Annotated in this window: 10 protein-coding genes; 2 read left to right on the top strand and 8 right to left on the bottom strand. The window is 40.8% G+C overall.

The annotated features are described in order from the left end of the window. Positions 1-7: 7 nt before the first annotated feature. The 4 genes from F597_RS0107800 to F597_RS0107785 all read right to left on the bottom strand — a co-directional run bounded on the left by F597_RS0107800 (position 8) and on the right by F597_RS0107785 (position 9,103). A complete protein-coding gene (locus F597_RS0107800) occupies positions 8-2,020 on the bottom strand; it encodes an alpha-galactosidase (RefSeq protein WP_019539172.1) in 2,013 nt (670 codons plus the stop codon). A 273-nt stretch (positions 2,021-2,293) separates the two neighbouring features. Further along, complete coding sequence (locus F597_RS0107795) at positions 2,294-4,264, bottom strand: glycoside hydrolase family 97 protein (RefSeq protein WP_026327253.1); 1,971 nt, start codon at positions 4,262-4,264, stop codon at positions 2,294-2,296. Between the two features lie 38 nt (positions 4,265-4,302). Then, on the bottom strand, positions 4,303-7,620 hold the full coding sequence (locus F597_RS0107790; RefSeq protein ID WP_019539169.1) for a tetratricopeptide repeat protein: 3,318 nt from the start codon (positions 7,618-7,620) through the stop codon (positions 4,303-4,305). Positions 7,621-7,720: 100 nt separating this feature from the next. Then, positions 7,721-9,103 (bottom strand): sugar porter family MFS transporter, encoded by a 1,383-nt coding sequence (locus F597_RS0107785; RefSeq protein ID WP_026327252.1) that lies wholly within the window; start codon positions 9,101-9,103, stop codon positions 7,721-7,723. Positions 9,104-9,435: 332 nt separating this feature from the next. On the opposite strand from F597_RS0107785, the gene F597_RS0107780 reads away from it, so the two are divergent. Beyond that, on the top strand, positions 9,436-10,335 hold the full coding sequence (locus F597_RS0107780) for an AraC family transcriptional regulator (RefSeq protein ID WP_019539167.1): 900 nt from the start codon (positions 9,436-9,438) through the stop codon (positions 10,333-10,335). Between the two features lie 32 nt (positions 10,336-10,367). Here the strand turns inward: F597_RS0107780 and F597_RS0107775 are convergent, their stop codons facing one another. Next, positions 10,368-11,768 carry an NfeD family protein gene (locus F597_RS0107775; protein ID WP_019539166.1) on the bottom strand — a complete coding sequence of 467 codons (1,401 nt, stop codon included), beginning with the start codon at positions 11,766-11,768 and terminating at the stop codon, positions 10,368-10,370. Positions 11,769-11,863: 95 nt separating this feature from the next. Between F597_RS0107775 and F597_RS20360 the strand changes: the two genes are divergently transcribed. Beyond that, a complete protein-coding gene (locus F597_RS20360) occupies positions 11,864-12,307 on the top strand; it encodes a 2-amino-4-hydroxy-6-hydroxymethyldihydropteridine diphosphokinase (protein WP_157279011.1) in 444 nt (147 codons plus the stop codon). Positions 12,308-12,447: 140 nt separating this feature from the next. On the opposite strand, the gene F597_RS21555 is transcribed toward F597_RS20360, so the two are convergent. The 3 genes from F597_RS21555 to F597_RS0107755 are packed head-to-tail and all read right to left on the bottom strand — an operon-like array spanning position 12,448 to position 15,109. Next, entirely contained in the window at positions 12,448-13,488 is a 1,041-nt protein-coding gene (locus tag F597_RS21555; RefSeq protein WP_019539164.1) for a hypothetical protein, read from the bottom strand. A gap of 2 nt (positions 13,489-13,490) precedes the next feature. After that, positions 13,491-14,288, bottom strand: coding sequence for a hypothetical protein (locus F597_RS0107760; protein ID WP_139224052.1), 798 nt, complete (start codon positions 14,286-14,288; stop codon positions 13,491-13,493). Between the two features lie 5 nt (positions 14,289-14,293). Continuing rightward, complete coding sequence (locus F597_RS0107755) at positions 14,294-15,109, bottom strand: hypothetical protein (RefSeq protein ID WP_019539162.1); 816 nt, start codon at positions 15,107-15,109, stop codon at positions 14,294-14,296. Between the last annotated feature and the right edge of the window lie 313 nt (positions 15,110-15,422).

Raw genomic sequence — 15,422 nt, 5'->3', positions numbered from 1 at the left:
CTTAGGTTTAATAATTTGATAAATTAAATTTAAATAGTAATACATCTCTTGCTGGTATTGTAATTTCTAACTGTTTTTGCACTGGCATTTCCGTACCTCTCCATAACTCCTTCGCTATATACTTATTATCATCTGACAATCCTAACCGCTCTACCGGAATATGTAACAGCGTGTCTTCCTCTGAATAATTGAAGAATGCAAAATCAGATGTTCCCTCTTCGTTTATCCTATAAAAAATACTTTCGGATTTTTCCCCGTTCCCTTCAACAGGCCTGAATGCACGCCCGTCTGCCAGAGAGTTGACTTGTTGATTTGTTGTATATCTTAAAGTTCTTTCTTTGGCCTCCTTATCCCCTTGTTTACTGTAATCGTCTCCGAGAATGAACATTCCGGTTATGACGGCAGAGGTGATCCGCGCCCTGTTCTCCCCTTCAGTGGCATCTTTCAATACGACATGATCCGGATCATTGAAACTGTAGATCCGATCCTGCCACCAGCCGTAAGACAAGGCATTCATTGTGTATTCGGTATCTTTTATCTTGTTCCATGCATCGCATGCTATACGTCGCGATTGTGCATACTGGGCCGGGAAAATGGGTGAAATAGATAAATTAATATACATATCAAAGAAGTATTTATCCAGGAGCTCCATGCCGTAGTTATATCCCTGTATTCCTGTCGTGATACTTTCATTATACCATTTATCCGCTTCCATGGCTCCGTGTGTCATAAAGTCCATCTTTACATACTTAAATCCGGTACGCCGAAACAGAGCTGATATCTCTTTCATGGCAGCCTCCACTGCGGGATGAGTAGGATCCAATGCATAAGCGCCGTCAAGCTCCTGCGGTTTACCATTGGCATACAGATATACATCTTTATAGGTATATTCAGATGCGGCACTGAATACCCGGTCAGGATTTTTGGCCCAATCGGTAAAAGGAGTCCAGTAAATACCCGCAACCTGTCCATTCTCGGCACATCGACTGGCATATTCCCGCAATTCCTCTTCCGAGAAACGATTCCAACCGGAATCGAGCCCTACATACACAAGCCCATCGGCATTCCTGAAATTATTATTCTGCAGATTATCCTTAAAAAAATCTGAAACCTGTAATGCTTTTTGATAAGTTAAATCGAACTGCAATACCCCCCAACTATTCCACCCAAACGGCACAGAATGTTTCCATTTGCGGGGAGGGGTGACTACCGCATTTGCATCGGCGTAAGTTTCAAGTCCTGTCCGCCAGTCCTCAAAATATCCGAGGAAAATCGTAGGCGATTTAACAGACTTTCCACTCAGGAATCCATGAGGTTTTACATCCCTCGTAGTTTCGTTGGCAACGCCTCCGTAGCAGGTCAATGAAGACAACTGATTTTCTTCCGATGACAAGTCGATTCCTGTCTTCCAATGATCATGTTCCACTGAACCAACCACTATTCCATTCCGTTTCTCATTATCAAAAATGGCAGTCACCTCATAACTTGTTAACTGTTGAAAATTCATAGGATGTGACTGATAACGGATCCATTTATCATTATCGAAAGGAATAAAGAGAGCCCGGTTATTTTCTCCACCTTCAATCGCTCCTGCCATACTTTGAAGATTGACCGGAGCCATATAGTTTGTACTTACCCCGGCTTCGTCCTTCAACTCGAAATCCGTAAGGATAAAATCCTTATCGGGATATAAATAGAAAGAGTGTACCAACCCGGGAAGTTCTTCTTTTGACGAATAGGTCACCTGATACAAAAATCCCTGGCCGAAACGATCAGAAATACTCTTTGTATTTACCTTGGCATAAGCATATACCTTACTTGAAAGAAGAGTATCCGAGAGTTTATACGTAGCATGCAGATCAGCATAAATCAGTCTGTCATCTTTAAGAATGTCAATGGCGTTCGTCGCTGCATCGTATTTTATAGTCCAGCGATTTACGGTAAGTTCTTCGTTTCCCGAGCAACCCATGAACATTATCCAGGATGCAAGGAAAGTAATGAATAATAATTTCTGTTTCATTTATTTTAGGTTATTAAAAAGGATTAGTCTGTTAAAAGCGATCCATGATCTTGATATTTATTACCCAACTCTATGCACTGCTATATCGAAACAAGGTAAAAGCTCATTCTTACATCAAATTAACAAAACAAAAGTATGTACATCTCATCTTAATGACGGATACATTGGTAGCGAAAAACGTCAATTTCGTCGCATTAACATATCTAACAGTCTGGTCTTAAATAATGTATAATCACTAAATTATATCAGGCTCAACTCAGATTGCCATACTCTTTACAGGGGTGTTACCATTATTGCAAATCCTCCACCCTGTGCCATTCTGATACTCATTTTATCAGTAGAATTCACTTCTATCTTCTCACAAGTATATTGTTCCGCATACAGATTTGCATTTTTTCCGTCTCTGTAAATAGTGGCAATATAACTACCATTCTCCGACAAAAAGGAGAAGTCAATCACAGCATCCCGTGCTTTCCAGTTTGTCATACCTCCGATAAACCAGTTATTGCCGTTTTGTTTTGCAGTCACAATATATTCTCCAATTTCAGCATCTAAAACCCGGGTGTGATCGAACGTAACAGGAACAGTCGCCAAAAACTCCATGATGTCCGGAAATTTACGGTATTCGGTCGGAGCGTCACATAACATTGCCAAATATTGATCGTACACTACATACATTGCCAATTGGTGACATCTTGTTCCCTGTGAATAAGGCATTCCCTCGGCTATAGGCTTAAATAGTTGCGGAGAAGCATTTCTCATAGACCCGGGTGTATAATCGAGGCTTCCATTCAACATTCTTATAAAAGGGAAAGTAACATGGTGTTTAGGACTGGCCGTTAGATCCCATTTCGCACATTCAGCACCTCTTACCGCTTCAAAAGTAATGATATTGGGATATGTGCGCTGGAGTCCGGTCGGTTTACTGCAACCGTGATAATTGACCATCAGTTTATAGGTAGCAGCTTTTGCTGCAAGCGTTTCGTACCATTCCATTTCCAGCTGATCGTCTCTGTCGAAAAAATCCACTTTTATACCAACGGCTCCCCAATTACTTATCATTTTCAAATAGGTATCCGCATTATTTTTCAGCGAGGTAGAAGTACACCACAAAAAAATTCCTACATTCTTGCTTTTGCCGTATTCGATCAACCCCGGAATATCGATATTTTTATTTGTCCTTGAAAGTTCGAAAATATTAGACCATCCGGCATCTATCAATAAATACTCGAGCCCATACTCTGCTGCAAAATCTATATAATACTTATACAATGCAGTATTCCTGTTCTCCATCCCTGAAGGGATAGGAGCATCGGGCAACATAGCATCGTGCCACCACTCCCAGGCCGCTTTACCTGGTTTTATCCATGAGACATCTCCCTCAATTTGCAACGGTGTAGCCAGTTTATACACCAATTCATTTGTCAATAACTGCCTGTCATCATCAGTAGCAGATACGATACGCCACGGAAAAGTATTACACCCATCTACTTCTGCAATATAATCTTTCCTGCTCCTAACTACCGACACAAAATTACCCCAGCTGCCAAGAGACACACTATCCGGGTATAAAGCAAAATCGCCGGTAAACCCCTGCCTGTTTTTCACCAGATACATCCCGGGATAGTTTCTTACATCCGATTCGTTGATAACTACTTTTACTCCAGCCTTTCTGTTCAGCAGAACAGGAGTAATACTTCGTTTATTATCATGGATGGAAGTGTGCGAAGCATAGTCAACATACATTAATTCCCACGATGTATAATTCTCTGTTTCCGGTAAAATTACCGAAGGATTATCAGGGAGATTAAAATTGGCAATTTCATTGACAACCATTATTTCACCATCCATTTTCGTAATGAATCTGTATGCAACACCTTCATTATATGCTCTAAAAATTACAGAAAAAAGATCAAAATCAATGGTAACTTCATTATAGGAGTCATCCAGTTCTTTAAACTTACCGTATAGAGGATGAATTTTTCCCCGATAGTGATCATAACTGACTTTCTCTATATCAGAAAATAATTCCTTTCGCATTTCTCCTTTTTGGATCTCCAATCCAATGTGGGAAGGTTTGATAATTTCCTTATCCCTGTAAAACAAATTATAGTAGATGGAGTCGTCACAGTTTATCCGTATCCGGAATACTGAATCGGGAGAATGAAGTGTTATTGGGTCACCTTTCGCGTACCCTGCACAAATAAAAAACAGGAATGTAAAACAAAAAATAATTGATCTCATATCATACATTGTATCAAGTTGCCCATTATATCTCCGTATTACATTATGACCTGATGGTTTACATCCAGTTCTAAAACCTTTTCCATATACAGATCAGCTTTATCCTTTTTTCCTAAACCTAACCATCCCAGTGCCATCACATTATAGCAATGTATTTTGTTCCGTATGTTCAGGTCGTCTTCCCAGATTGCCAGATCGGGAAGGGAGACTGCAAAATATTCGATTTTACAATCGTCATTCATATGTTTCTCTCCATGGGCAATCAGTTTTCTAAAACGTTCCCGGGCTTTTTCCTCATTACCCAATGCCCTCCAGGCCAGCCCCTGGAAGTAGATCTTATCAGGATTTTCATCATTGTAATAGAACGCCTGTTTAGGCTCATCAGGCCCTTTGGTGGCCTTTGTAAACCATTCAATTGCCTTCTCTTCATCTTTCAATCCTCTGTAACAAACGCCCTTGTAATATTCCACATCATTTTCATTCACCGTACTCAATTTTCCTTCTCCTAAATTATGCGGGTATGCATCCGTTTCGTGTAAGAGCGCAATTGCTTTTTCAAATTCTTCCCTGACAATAGCCTGTTTTGCCAACTCCAGACGACATAACGTATATTGTCTGGTAATTTTACCTTCCCCCCCTTCCCATGGATGGAATTTTCGTGAGTCGATCAGCTCTTTTACCTTTTCATATTCACCCAACTGGTTGTAAAGTGTAATGCGTTCAATAGCCAGATCATCCCGTTCCTGTGCAATGTCCCAGTGCTTTTCCAGCAGATCGAGCCGTTCCCGAGCGGGTACTCCTGTTTTCTTATACAATTGATCCAGTTCCATTAGAATACGGGAATCTGCCGGATCCAGGGCAAAAGCTCTTTCAAGCAACTCCCTTGCTTCGGCTTTCCTGTCCTTTTTATTGTAGTATGCCAAAGCCAGATTACGTAAAACAGTCGGGAACCGGTCATTCAATTCTTTGGATCGTTCCCAGCAGGCAATTGCTTCATCATGCTGCCGTACACCATACCAGAAATTTCCGAGATAGAAAGGAGCGAATGAATCGTCAGGATTCAACCGCATAGCTGTTTGCAGGATATTCACATCCTCGATCTTATTGGGAAAGCATAGTGCAGGATTCATCTTCGAAGCTTTCACAATATATTCTTTCGCTTGTTCGGTATTTCCAGACAAGAGGCTAAAATAACCCAACGTGTAATACACCATCGGATATACATCATTTTCGTTGACAATAGCACACGACAATAACCGGATAGCTTCTTCATATAGTCCGCTTCCGGCAAAATCCAAAGCATACTCTGTGTATGAATATGCGGAATCGCGCGTCAATTCTTGCAGTTCTTTTAAATCGGCATCATTACCGCTCAAAAGGTAACGTTCAAAACGGCATCCCATATTGAACCTGTCGATCGCCAGGGAATCTTCAATTAACTGCAAAGCATCCTCTTTCATTCCCAGTTTTCTGAGGATCGAAGCTTTTAATTGACGGGCTTTATGATTATGCCAGTTACAGATCAGGGATAATTCAACATGCTCCAACGCTTCTTCCCATTTCTGACTGAACGCATCGATCTGAGTCAAAGCGTAATAGGAAGACCCTTGCCATGCGGCATTCCACGTTGCTTTATAAAATGCGTCATACGCTTCCTCGTTGCGTCCCTGCATCTTCAGGCTCCATCCCAGATTGTAGTAGGGTTCTCCGTCATACGGATTCGGGTTCCGTTCGGTCAATGTTTCTATTGCCTTCCGGAAATGGGATTCTGCCTTTCTGAATTGCCCTTTTCGCATCCACCAAAGTCCCAGAGCGTTATTGCAACGGACATCCCCCGGTTCACGCCGTAAAGCTTCGGTATAGTAATCGGTCGGATTATACGTTGCATGGCGGTATTGCTCCAGATGCAATCCGGTTAAAAAAAGCTGCTCGATGGATACAATCTCTTGCGGTTCTTTCGCCGCCTTTGCCGGGGCGGGAATCGGTTTCGTTTCAGGTTTATCGGCCTTGTATTCCAACAACAATCCACCATCCCGACACAGGGTAAACAGCAGATCTTCCGGTAATATATCGCCGGTCCCGATCACTTTTTTATAAGGCTGTGCCGGTGATATATCCGTAATCTCATCCAGATACAGCTTATCCGATGCATCTTTTAATGAAATATGAAGGTTCTTATAATCGGCAGTTGTGTATACAATAACGGTAGTCTTACCATTCTTTACCTCGACATTCACCATGGCATCCTTATTGGCGTTTTTTACATAGCCAACTTCCGAATAGGGCATAAAATACTGTACCCACGACTTCTCCTCATTCGGTTGCAACCAGGCAAAATCGGGTTGATTGTCGGTATAAACACCGGTCATCAGTTCAATATAGGGGCCGTCTTCATCGGTCAGGTTCCGATCCCATGCAATGCCGAAATCTCCACAGCCCCATGTCCACTGTTTTTTTCCGGGCGATATATGATGATTAGCCACATGAAGTAATCCCGCTTCTACATCTTTTTCGTAACCTCCTACAAAGTCGAATTTCGATTGAATAGCCATATAGGAGGTAGGAACAGGAATATTTTTATACTTCGAGATATCGACTCCCGGAGAATAATCCTGTTTGTAATAAACTCCCGTAGCTATCGGAAAATCCGATACTTCACGCTTGCCGTGGTCGAATACCGCATGCACATCGGGCGGGAAAACGGAATGATACCCCTCGTTCACTGCTACGGCAGGGTTTGCCCACCAAAGGAATGTTTGCGGGAAGGCTGTCCTGTTATACACTTTTACTTTGATCTCAAGATAGGCTTTGTCGGGATATAATGTAAAACCCTGCATACCTTTCATACGGAACATACGTTCAACCTCGTTACACCAAACCGTAATGCTCCCGTCTTTATTTTCTTCGATAAGATAATCGGTCGGCATAAATGTACTCGGACGGTGGTGCTGAGGCCAGTTGAATTCGATCCCTCCTGAAATCCAGGGACCGGTCAGTCCGACCAGAGCCGGTTTTATTACCTGGTTGTAATACACGAAATGCCGTTGTTTCACTTTATCGTATGCCATCTGCACACGTCCCCCCAGTTCGGGAAGTATCATTATCTTCAGGTATTCATTTTCAAGAAATAAAGCCTTATAGGGTTTATCTTTTTTCTCATCGGAAATCTTTTCAATTACAGGATAGGGATATACAGATCCTGAACTTCCCTGATAGACCCTTTTTTCCAGAAAGATCGGGTTCTTTTCCTCTTTTCCTGTTTCATACGTCGGAAGGAATACGGTTTCTTCCCAAGCTTTTGCTATACCTTTCTCATGCAAGGTAGACCCGATTAAATATTTTGTTATTTCCTCCATTTTTGCAAGCTATCTTTTTAATATTTACATTCAATTTGAACTTCTCTATTCCGTCGCGAACCGAAATTTTGAAATCGTCGATTTTATAATTGTATTAATTTTATCTTCCTGTAAGTTCTTTTTCAATCGTTTCCAGCGACTTACCTTTTGTTTCCGGTAGATTCCGGTATATAAACAGAAAACCGGACAGGCAGATAAAGCCATATAGCCAGAAAGTACCGTAAGCTCCGAGCCAGCTATTCAGTAGCGGGAATGTGTAGGTCAATACAAAGCAGGCACTCCAAAGGGCAAACGTAGATATGGCCATCGCCAATCCCCTGATTTTATTCGGGAATATTTCTGAAATCACCACCCAGGTGATCGGCCCCAGTGTCATGGCATAGCAGGCAATGGCAAGTACTACCAACAACAATACGGAAATTCCCGTTACTTCGAAATAATAACAGGTACCCAATATAAGGTATATGGCAGATAATCCTATAGCGCCCATTAACAGCAGCGCTCGGCGCCCCAACTTATCTACCGCATACATACCCACAAATGTAAATACCACATTAGTGACACCTGTGATAACAATATTGAACAGGATATCGGAAACGTTGTATCCCGCAGAAGAAAATATTTCCTGGGCATAGTTGAATATTACATTGGTACCCGACCATTGCTGGAAAACAGCTATAACAATGCCGATAAGGAGTATTTTGGGCATCCTGCCCCGGAACAGCGATGTATAATTAACTTTTGAAGCAGCCTCCGTGGACAGGTTCTTTTTGAGATCGTTCATCTGTTGGACAGCTAATAATTCTCCGCCTATGCGTTGGAAGACATTTTTCGCCTTTTCAAACTGATTACGGGTTGATAACCATCGGGGGCTTTCAGGAATAAAGAATACCATCAATAAATAGAATGTGGCAGGAAATGCTTCGGCCCAGAACATCCAGCGCCATCCCATTTGCCCGTTCCATGAAGCCAGAATACTTTCCCCCTGCACAATGGGTTCGGCAATCAGCCAGTTCACAAGCTGGGCTGACAGAATACCCAGTACGATCATCAGCTGATTAATGGAAACAAAGCGTCCGCGTATGCCGGAAGGGGACACTTCGGCAATATACATAGGAGCCACGTTGGAAGCAATTCCAATCCCGATACCTCCGAACAGCCTGTAAAAAATGAACCAGTTCAATGAATCAACCCATCCTGCTCCTATGGAAGATGTCAGAAATATAATCGCAGCAATAATCATCAGCGGTTTTCTTCCGTAACGATCGGCCAGACTTCCGGAAACCATCACCCCCGCAATACAGCCAAGTATAGCACAACTCATTACCCATCCCTGCATGGTTGGAATGGACGATATAGTGAAAAAAACTTCATAAAAAGGTTTCGCTCCACCGATAACCACCCAGTCATAACCGAAAAGAAAGCCGCCCAATGCGGAAACCAGTGCAAGGAACAATAAATAAGAGGTATTGTAATTCTTCATATATGTAAATAATTGCACATACAACCGTCCAATCAATACAGGCCGTTTTTGGCAGTATATATGCTCGTTTTTCCGAATGATAAGTAAAAAGTCCTTTCTCTGATATTTTAATATTACAAAAGTAGGGCGTATATTCTATCTAAAAATGTAAGAAATTTTGCAAAACATGTAAAAAACAATTATTTTAGCACATTCAAACCCGTTTCACTTTATTTCCGGTATTATCATATAAGGTGGAAAGGTGGTAAGGTGGAATGGTGAAAGTGAAAATTCTTGGACTTCTTCACTTGCTGATTCTCAGTTCTAAGTTCTCAATTCTAATGTAAAATCGTATGCAAACAACTATTGCCGACGGATTCAAGGGTGAAAAAGCGATTGTGACACCTTATAATATAAGGACCTATCAGGAAAATAATCCTATCACCCGGCAACTCTATGTGACTCATATCGGTTACTATCCCAATGCAAAATACCACTACAGGGAACGGGAAAAAGGTGCGGGGCAGTATATTTTCATCTATTGCGACAAAGGAAAGGGCTGGATTGAATATGAAGATGAAAGGTATATATTATCCGAAAATCAGTTTTTTATCCTACCCCCGGAAGGACATCATAAATATGGTTCGGATATTCATCATCCCTGGAGTATCTACTGGATACATTTCAAAGGAGAGAATATGGCCATGTTCAATTCTATAATAAGGAAACATATCGATGTGGGAGATACCCATAATAGCCGTCATCACGACAGGATACAATTATTCGAAGAAATTTATCAGAATCTGGAAATGGGATACAATCCCGATAATCTCGAGTATATCAGCTTCTGTTTAATGTATTTTTTTGCTTCGCTGAAATATCTTCCCCAATACAGGGAGATTAAAAATGTAAGGGAGACCGATGTAATCCAAAAAAGTATTGTATTCATGAAAGAGCATCTGGAGGAAAAAATAACACTGAACGATATTGCAGTTGCGGTGGGTTATTCCTGCTCCCATTTAAATACTCTATTTACACAAAGAACTTCTTATTCTCCCATGGCATATTACAATCAATTGAAAATACAACGCTCCTGCTTTTATCTTCAGTTTTCGGATTTAAAGATAAAAGAGATCGCTTTCCGGTTGAACTATTACGACCCGTTTCACTTTTCTAAAACTTTCGTCAAGGAAATGGAAATTACTCCGAAAGAATACAGAATACGATACCGCGATAAGAAAAGACAGGAATAATTTTCAGGACGATATACACCTTTCCACTTAAATCACCTTATCATCTTTGCACCTTTCCTGACCACATACAACTGGAAATTCTCATACCTCTTCACCACCACTTCATCTCCTTTATCAATGAAACCTTTCAGTGAGATGGCATCGTAAAAATCCCCATCCACATTCACCATGCCCGAAGGACGAAGATCAGTAGCTGCTACACCGGTCTTGCCCACCAGAGAAACCGGCTCCATTGACACGGACACATATCCTTCCTGATCGGTATGCAATGCCGCGAATTGCAGGAAGCCAGGCTTACCGATCCGGCCCGACAGGTAAATAATAAGCACCAGCCCCATACCCGTACCTCCTAAGACAACCATTAGCGCCCTGAACATTTCCATGGCGGGTAATCCTTCAAAGTTAAACCGTATATTACCTATAAGTGCGAGTACCAATGCCGAAAAGACAAAGAGTATTCCCAGAATACCGGTTATTCCGAAACCGGGGACGACAAATATTTCAAAGACAATAAAGATTAGCCCCAGAACAAATAGCAGCACTTCCCAGTTCTGAGCATACCCGGTCAGATAAAGAGGTGTAAAATAGAGGATTGCGGCCGTAATAGCTGCAGCTGTGGGGAAGCCTACACCGGGCGACTGCAATTCAAAATAGATACCTCCTATAATAAACATGATGAGGAATGCCTGTACAATCCCGTTAGTAAGAAAACCTCTGACCTTATCATAAAAAGAGGGATTATAGGTCTCTAAAGTGTAGTCGCTGTACCCCAGATGGGTCACGATCACTTCATGCACACTTTCCGCAATACCGTCGCAATAGCCTAATTCCGTAGCCTGACTGGCTGTAAGGGTAAGTATCTGTGTAGAGTCGGCAAAACCGGGTATTACAACCCTTTCATCTACCATCGCTTCAGCAACTTTTGGATCGCGTCTCCATTTTGTGACGGTATCTCCCTCATGGACAGTCACTGTCTTGCCGTGACTCTCGGCCGTAGCACGCATGATTCCCCGCATATAGGACTGATGTTTATCGGAAGCTCTTTCCCCGCTTCCCCCTTCCACCACTGTTGCAGCGCCGATAGAGCCGCTGCTGCGCATAAAAATACTGTCACAGGCGATTGAGATAAGCGCACCGGCAGAAGCGGCATTATTGTCAATAAAAACATAAACAGGAAGGGGTGCATTAAGAATGGCCGTGCGCATAGAGTCGGCCTCCAGTACGCTTCCCCCATAAGTATTCATATGTAAAAGCACTGCGGCTGCATCTTTTCCGGTTGCCTCATGAAGTCCGTTCTGGAGATATATCCATGTATTACTGCCTATATTTTCCTTTATATTGATCCGGTAGACCATAGGCTTGGCATCCTGCGCCAAAAGATCAAAAGAAAAGATCAGGAAAAACAGCAACAATGCGATTTGTAAATTTCTCATTTTTCACAAGGTTTAATACAACAAAGATAATAGATTTTGCGATTCACTATTCATTTTAATTTAAAATGTCTATATTTGTACTTCAATTTATCAGTATGAGCACAATTTTACTAAGCATAGGATCAAATACGTTCGCCAAAACCAATATCGACAAAGCCAAGAGAATGCTTTTATTTCTTTTCCCCGATATTGTTTTCAGTGAGCCCATCCTGACTGAGCCGGAAGACGATAAGTATGCGTACCTTTTTCGGAATGTGCTTGCAAAAGCCAATACTGAAATGTCTCCGGAAGAAGTTATTGACAAGATCAAACAAACGGAACGGGCTGTAGGACGAACTCCCAGGGATAAGTATTTAGGCAGAATGATCATTGATATCGATCTTATTCAATATGACGGTCGGATTCTTCGTCCGCAGGACTATGAGAGGGATTACGTTCAGCAGTTATTACCCACCCTGCCGGACCTTGACGTAACGATTCCCGGCATGTCCGACCCTGATACGATAACAGACCCTGAAATCACGGAAGAGGAAGATTAACAGGTATCTTGTGGAATAAATTCAAGCAACTCCATCCACACTTGTAATGCTTTGACAAGGTAGACGGAGTTGTTTAGGTGTTTTCGAACTCAATTTCGTAAAAGATAACAGTAGTGCATTTCTCGATTTTTATTTAGCTTTTAGTTGGTAACATTCAACGTTATAACACAATAATCCCCCACACCACAACTATTCGTTGCCCGACATACAAGCTGGTATGTTCCCGGATCATAAAAAGCAATATCGACAAAACGACCAGAAGGATAAACAGAGTTTCGGCCTCTGGGGTTCAATATCCATTCGAAATTGGACGGGATCGGAGCTCCATCTGGAAGAATGGCTTCATATCGTGCTTCCTGTCCATTCGGAGGGCTTTGCAGCCCGGCAATTCTTTGTATTGCCGGCGCCCCAAAATGGACTCTCAATGGAGCTACATTAGTCGTGCGGTTGCTATACACAATTTTGCACTGAATCATATCCGAACCATTCCTTGTTTTTCTATATACAGCTTTACTAGTACCCTGACCTGAAACCAGTGTTAGATTACTGTTATTTGTACCCCACTGCACCGTGAATCCCTGTGGTAATACATCGAATTCTTCAATCTTATATTCTGCTTGCTCACAAACTACTGAAGAGCCGGAAATAGAAGGTCTTACATAATAATGCAAATCACTTACCGAGTAAGGACAATCATTTTTATAATGTCGAAATCGAGGAGATGGACCCCATTTTGAAATAAAATAATCCGAGGTAGTAGTCGTTACGGCAGAATGATCGACTGAACCATATGACACTTTAGTTGCACGTGAAGGATCCGAAACTTCGATGTAACTATAATCATTCCAATATTTGTCATCTTCTGGTGTATTTATCCATACCGGGGTATTTATCCATACTGGTGATCTTCCTTCTGTCATATGCCAGGCATAAGCATGACAATTGTATCTATGCGTAGCCTCTGATATGAATTCTATCTTGTTATTGTAAACTCTCAACCAATATTTTTTCGAATCATCTTTTTCCTTTGACGTATAATCCGTTCCTATAAACTGACCTGCTACAACAGGAGTATTATTAGGAGTATAAATAATTACATTAGTATATTGTGCATTAGCATATGCACTAATCATCATTATTGACAAAATAAGATTTATCTTACATACTTGATGTATTTTCATAATTATCTTTTTAAGTCATTCAAAAAACGTTTCGCGTATTTTTCAACTACATCATAAACACATATATCATACCCCCATGTATTTTCACTAAGACCATTTCGTTGAGGGTCACCCACACCATCTTCTGTCTTGAAAGCGCTGTATTTACCATCCTTACTTGCTTCTGTAAGGAATGGAGTATAGTTACCTGCTTTCATGATAGCAACCAGGATATGTCTCGGTTCTTTCAACAGCTTCTTCTCCCGATTCATCATCTTCAACGCCATCATCATAAATTGAACCCTCTCTTCCTCTTTTAGTAAAGATATACACGCATCACTTGCTATTATCATTTCCAAGCATTTCTTGCGCCCTATTACTTCTTCACCCTGTTCTATCATCGAAAGATACCGTGATGCTAAAACTTCAACACAGTTATTCCTACCGAAAATCTCTTTTAAAATTTTGTCATTATTGACCATATTGTTGAACTCTGTCACTCCCGGATGGAGAGAATAAGAACACACCTCACACCATGGCCCCAATACCCGTTCAGGATGGGTAAGGTAAGTATCCAATAAACCGCATGTACTCATGGATCGGATTGTTTCATCACTGACAACAAATGCTTCTGCGTCTTTTATTGTCCAGTTAGCAGGATACTGAATCCCATCGGAAACGCTACCACATCTCTGTTGATAAGTCCCATATCTGGATTTGATTGCATTCCAGTCATCTCTCGTTACAGACGATAAATCATCGTCTTGCGAACATCCAGCAAACACCAATGCCAGATATGAAATATAAAGGAGTTTTTTCATTGTAATCATTTTTGATTGTTAGCGTTTTTGATAAAATTATCCGTTAATATAACCACATCATTAATCAAGGATATAGCATCTTCAATGATACCTGTTTCTATAAATTTGTCCATTTCATGTTTATTCGAATAAGTTTCAAATTCGTCATATTTCCCAATTTTAAGAATTTTGGCCATCATCAAGGTTGAAGATTGAAAGGAAGGAAGAGAGCGGAAAGATTCATCTTGTACTTTTTTTTCTAATTTGCTCCTTGCTTCTATTATCAATTCTAATTTCTCTTCTTCCGTTAAAGATTCTATTATTTCGTCTTGTGATAAAATCAATTCAAGATATTTTAGTTTGATAGTCCAAAATTCATTGGAGTACGACATCTTTTCAAAACCAGACATTCCTGCATCTTTGTATACAGCGATCAAATCTTTTCCTACGTTTTTTCTTGACAGCAAATGTTCAAAAATATTAAAACTGGATAGCATTATAAGGAATCCTTCTTGAGGGGTGTTAAATGCCGTAAAGTATCCAAACAAAGGAAAATCAACAAAAAAGTCTACGATTTCATCTGAAGATGATCTCATCAATACATCTTCAGGAATCTGAACGGCAGCTATTCGTTCTTCCTCGCTTTTTAATAAGCTCCATTCTACTGTTCCTGGCTTTACACGATAAACCCATGCTCGTTCTTTGGCAAGGCGAGTTTGTGCCTGTTCACTCGATTGTTCTTCCTCTGGAACTTTCAGTTTGGCTTCTTCTTCACACCCTCCAATCATTACGAGTAGAAATATGGAAATCACCGTAAATAATAAAAATGTTTTTGTTTTCATTCTGTTTGATTCTAAGTTAATGATAATACAAAGAACCCTTACTACCTGCAAACTTTGTGTACAAGCGGTATCTATAGTCTGGTGGAATATTAGGTTTCATTTTTGTGCTAATTTTGCTGTAAGGATAAAAAACAACCAATTAATCAAAAAAAGTTATACAAATATTATACACTCTCATATTCTTCTTTGATGGTAAAAGTAATAAATATCCTATTGTTAATCAAAACATAACCATCTATTTATAAGATGCAAAAAAGAAAAAAACGTTGCGTGGCCTATGGTTAAATTTTTCATTTTCATGTTATATTTGAAT

This window comes from Proteiniphilum acetatigenes DSM 18083 (assembly GCF_000380985.1).
In the GTDB taxonomy this organism is placed as follows: Bacteria; Bacteroidota; Bacteroidia; order Bacteroidales; family Dysgonomonadaceae; genus Proteiniphilum; species Proteiniphilum acetatigenes.
Note: the sequence above shows the minus strand (reverse complement) of the source record. Positions and strands in the feature narration are given on the sequence as shown.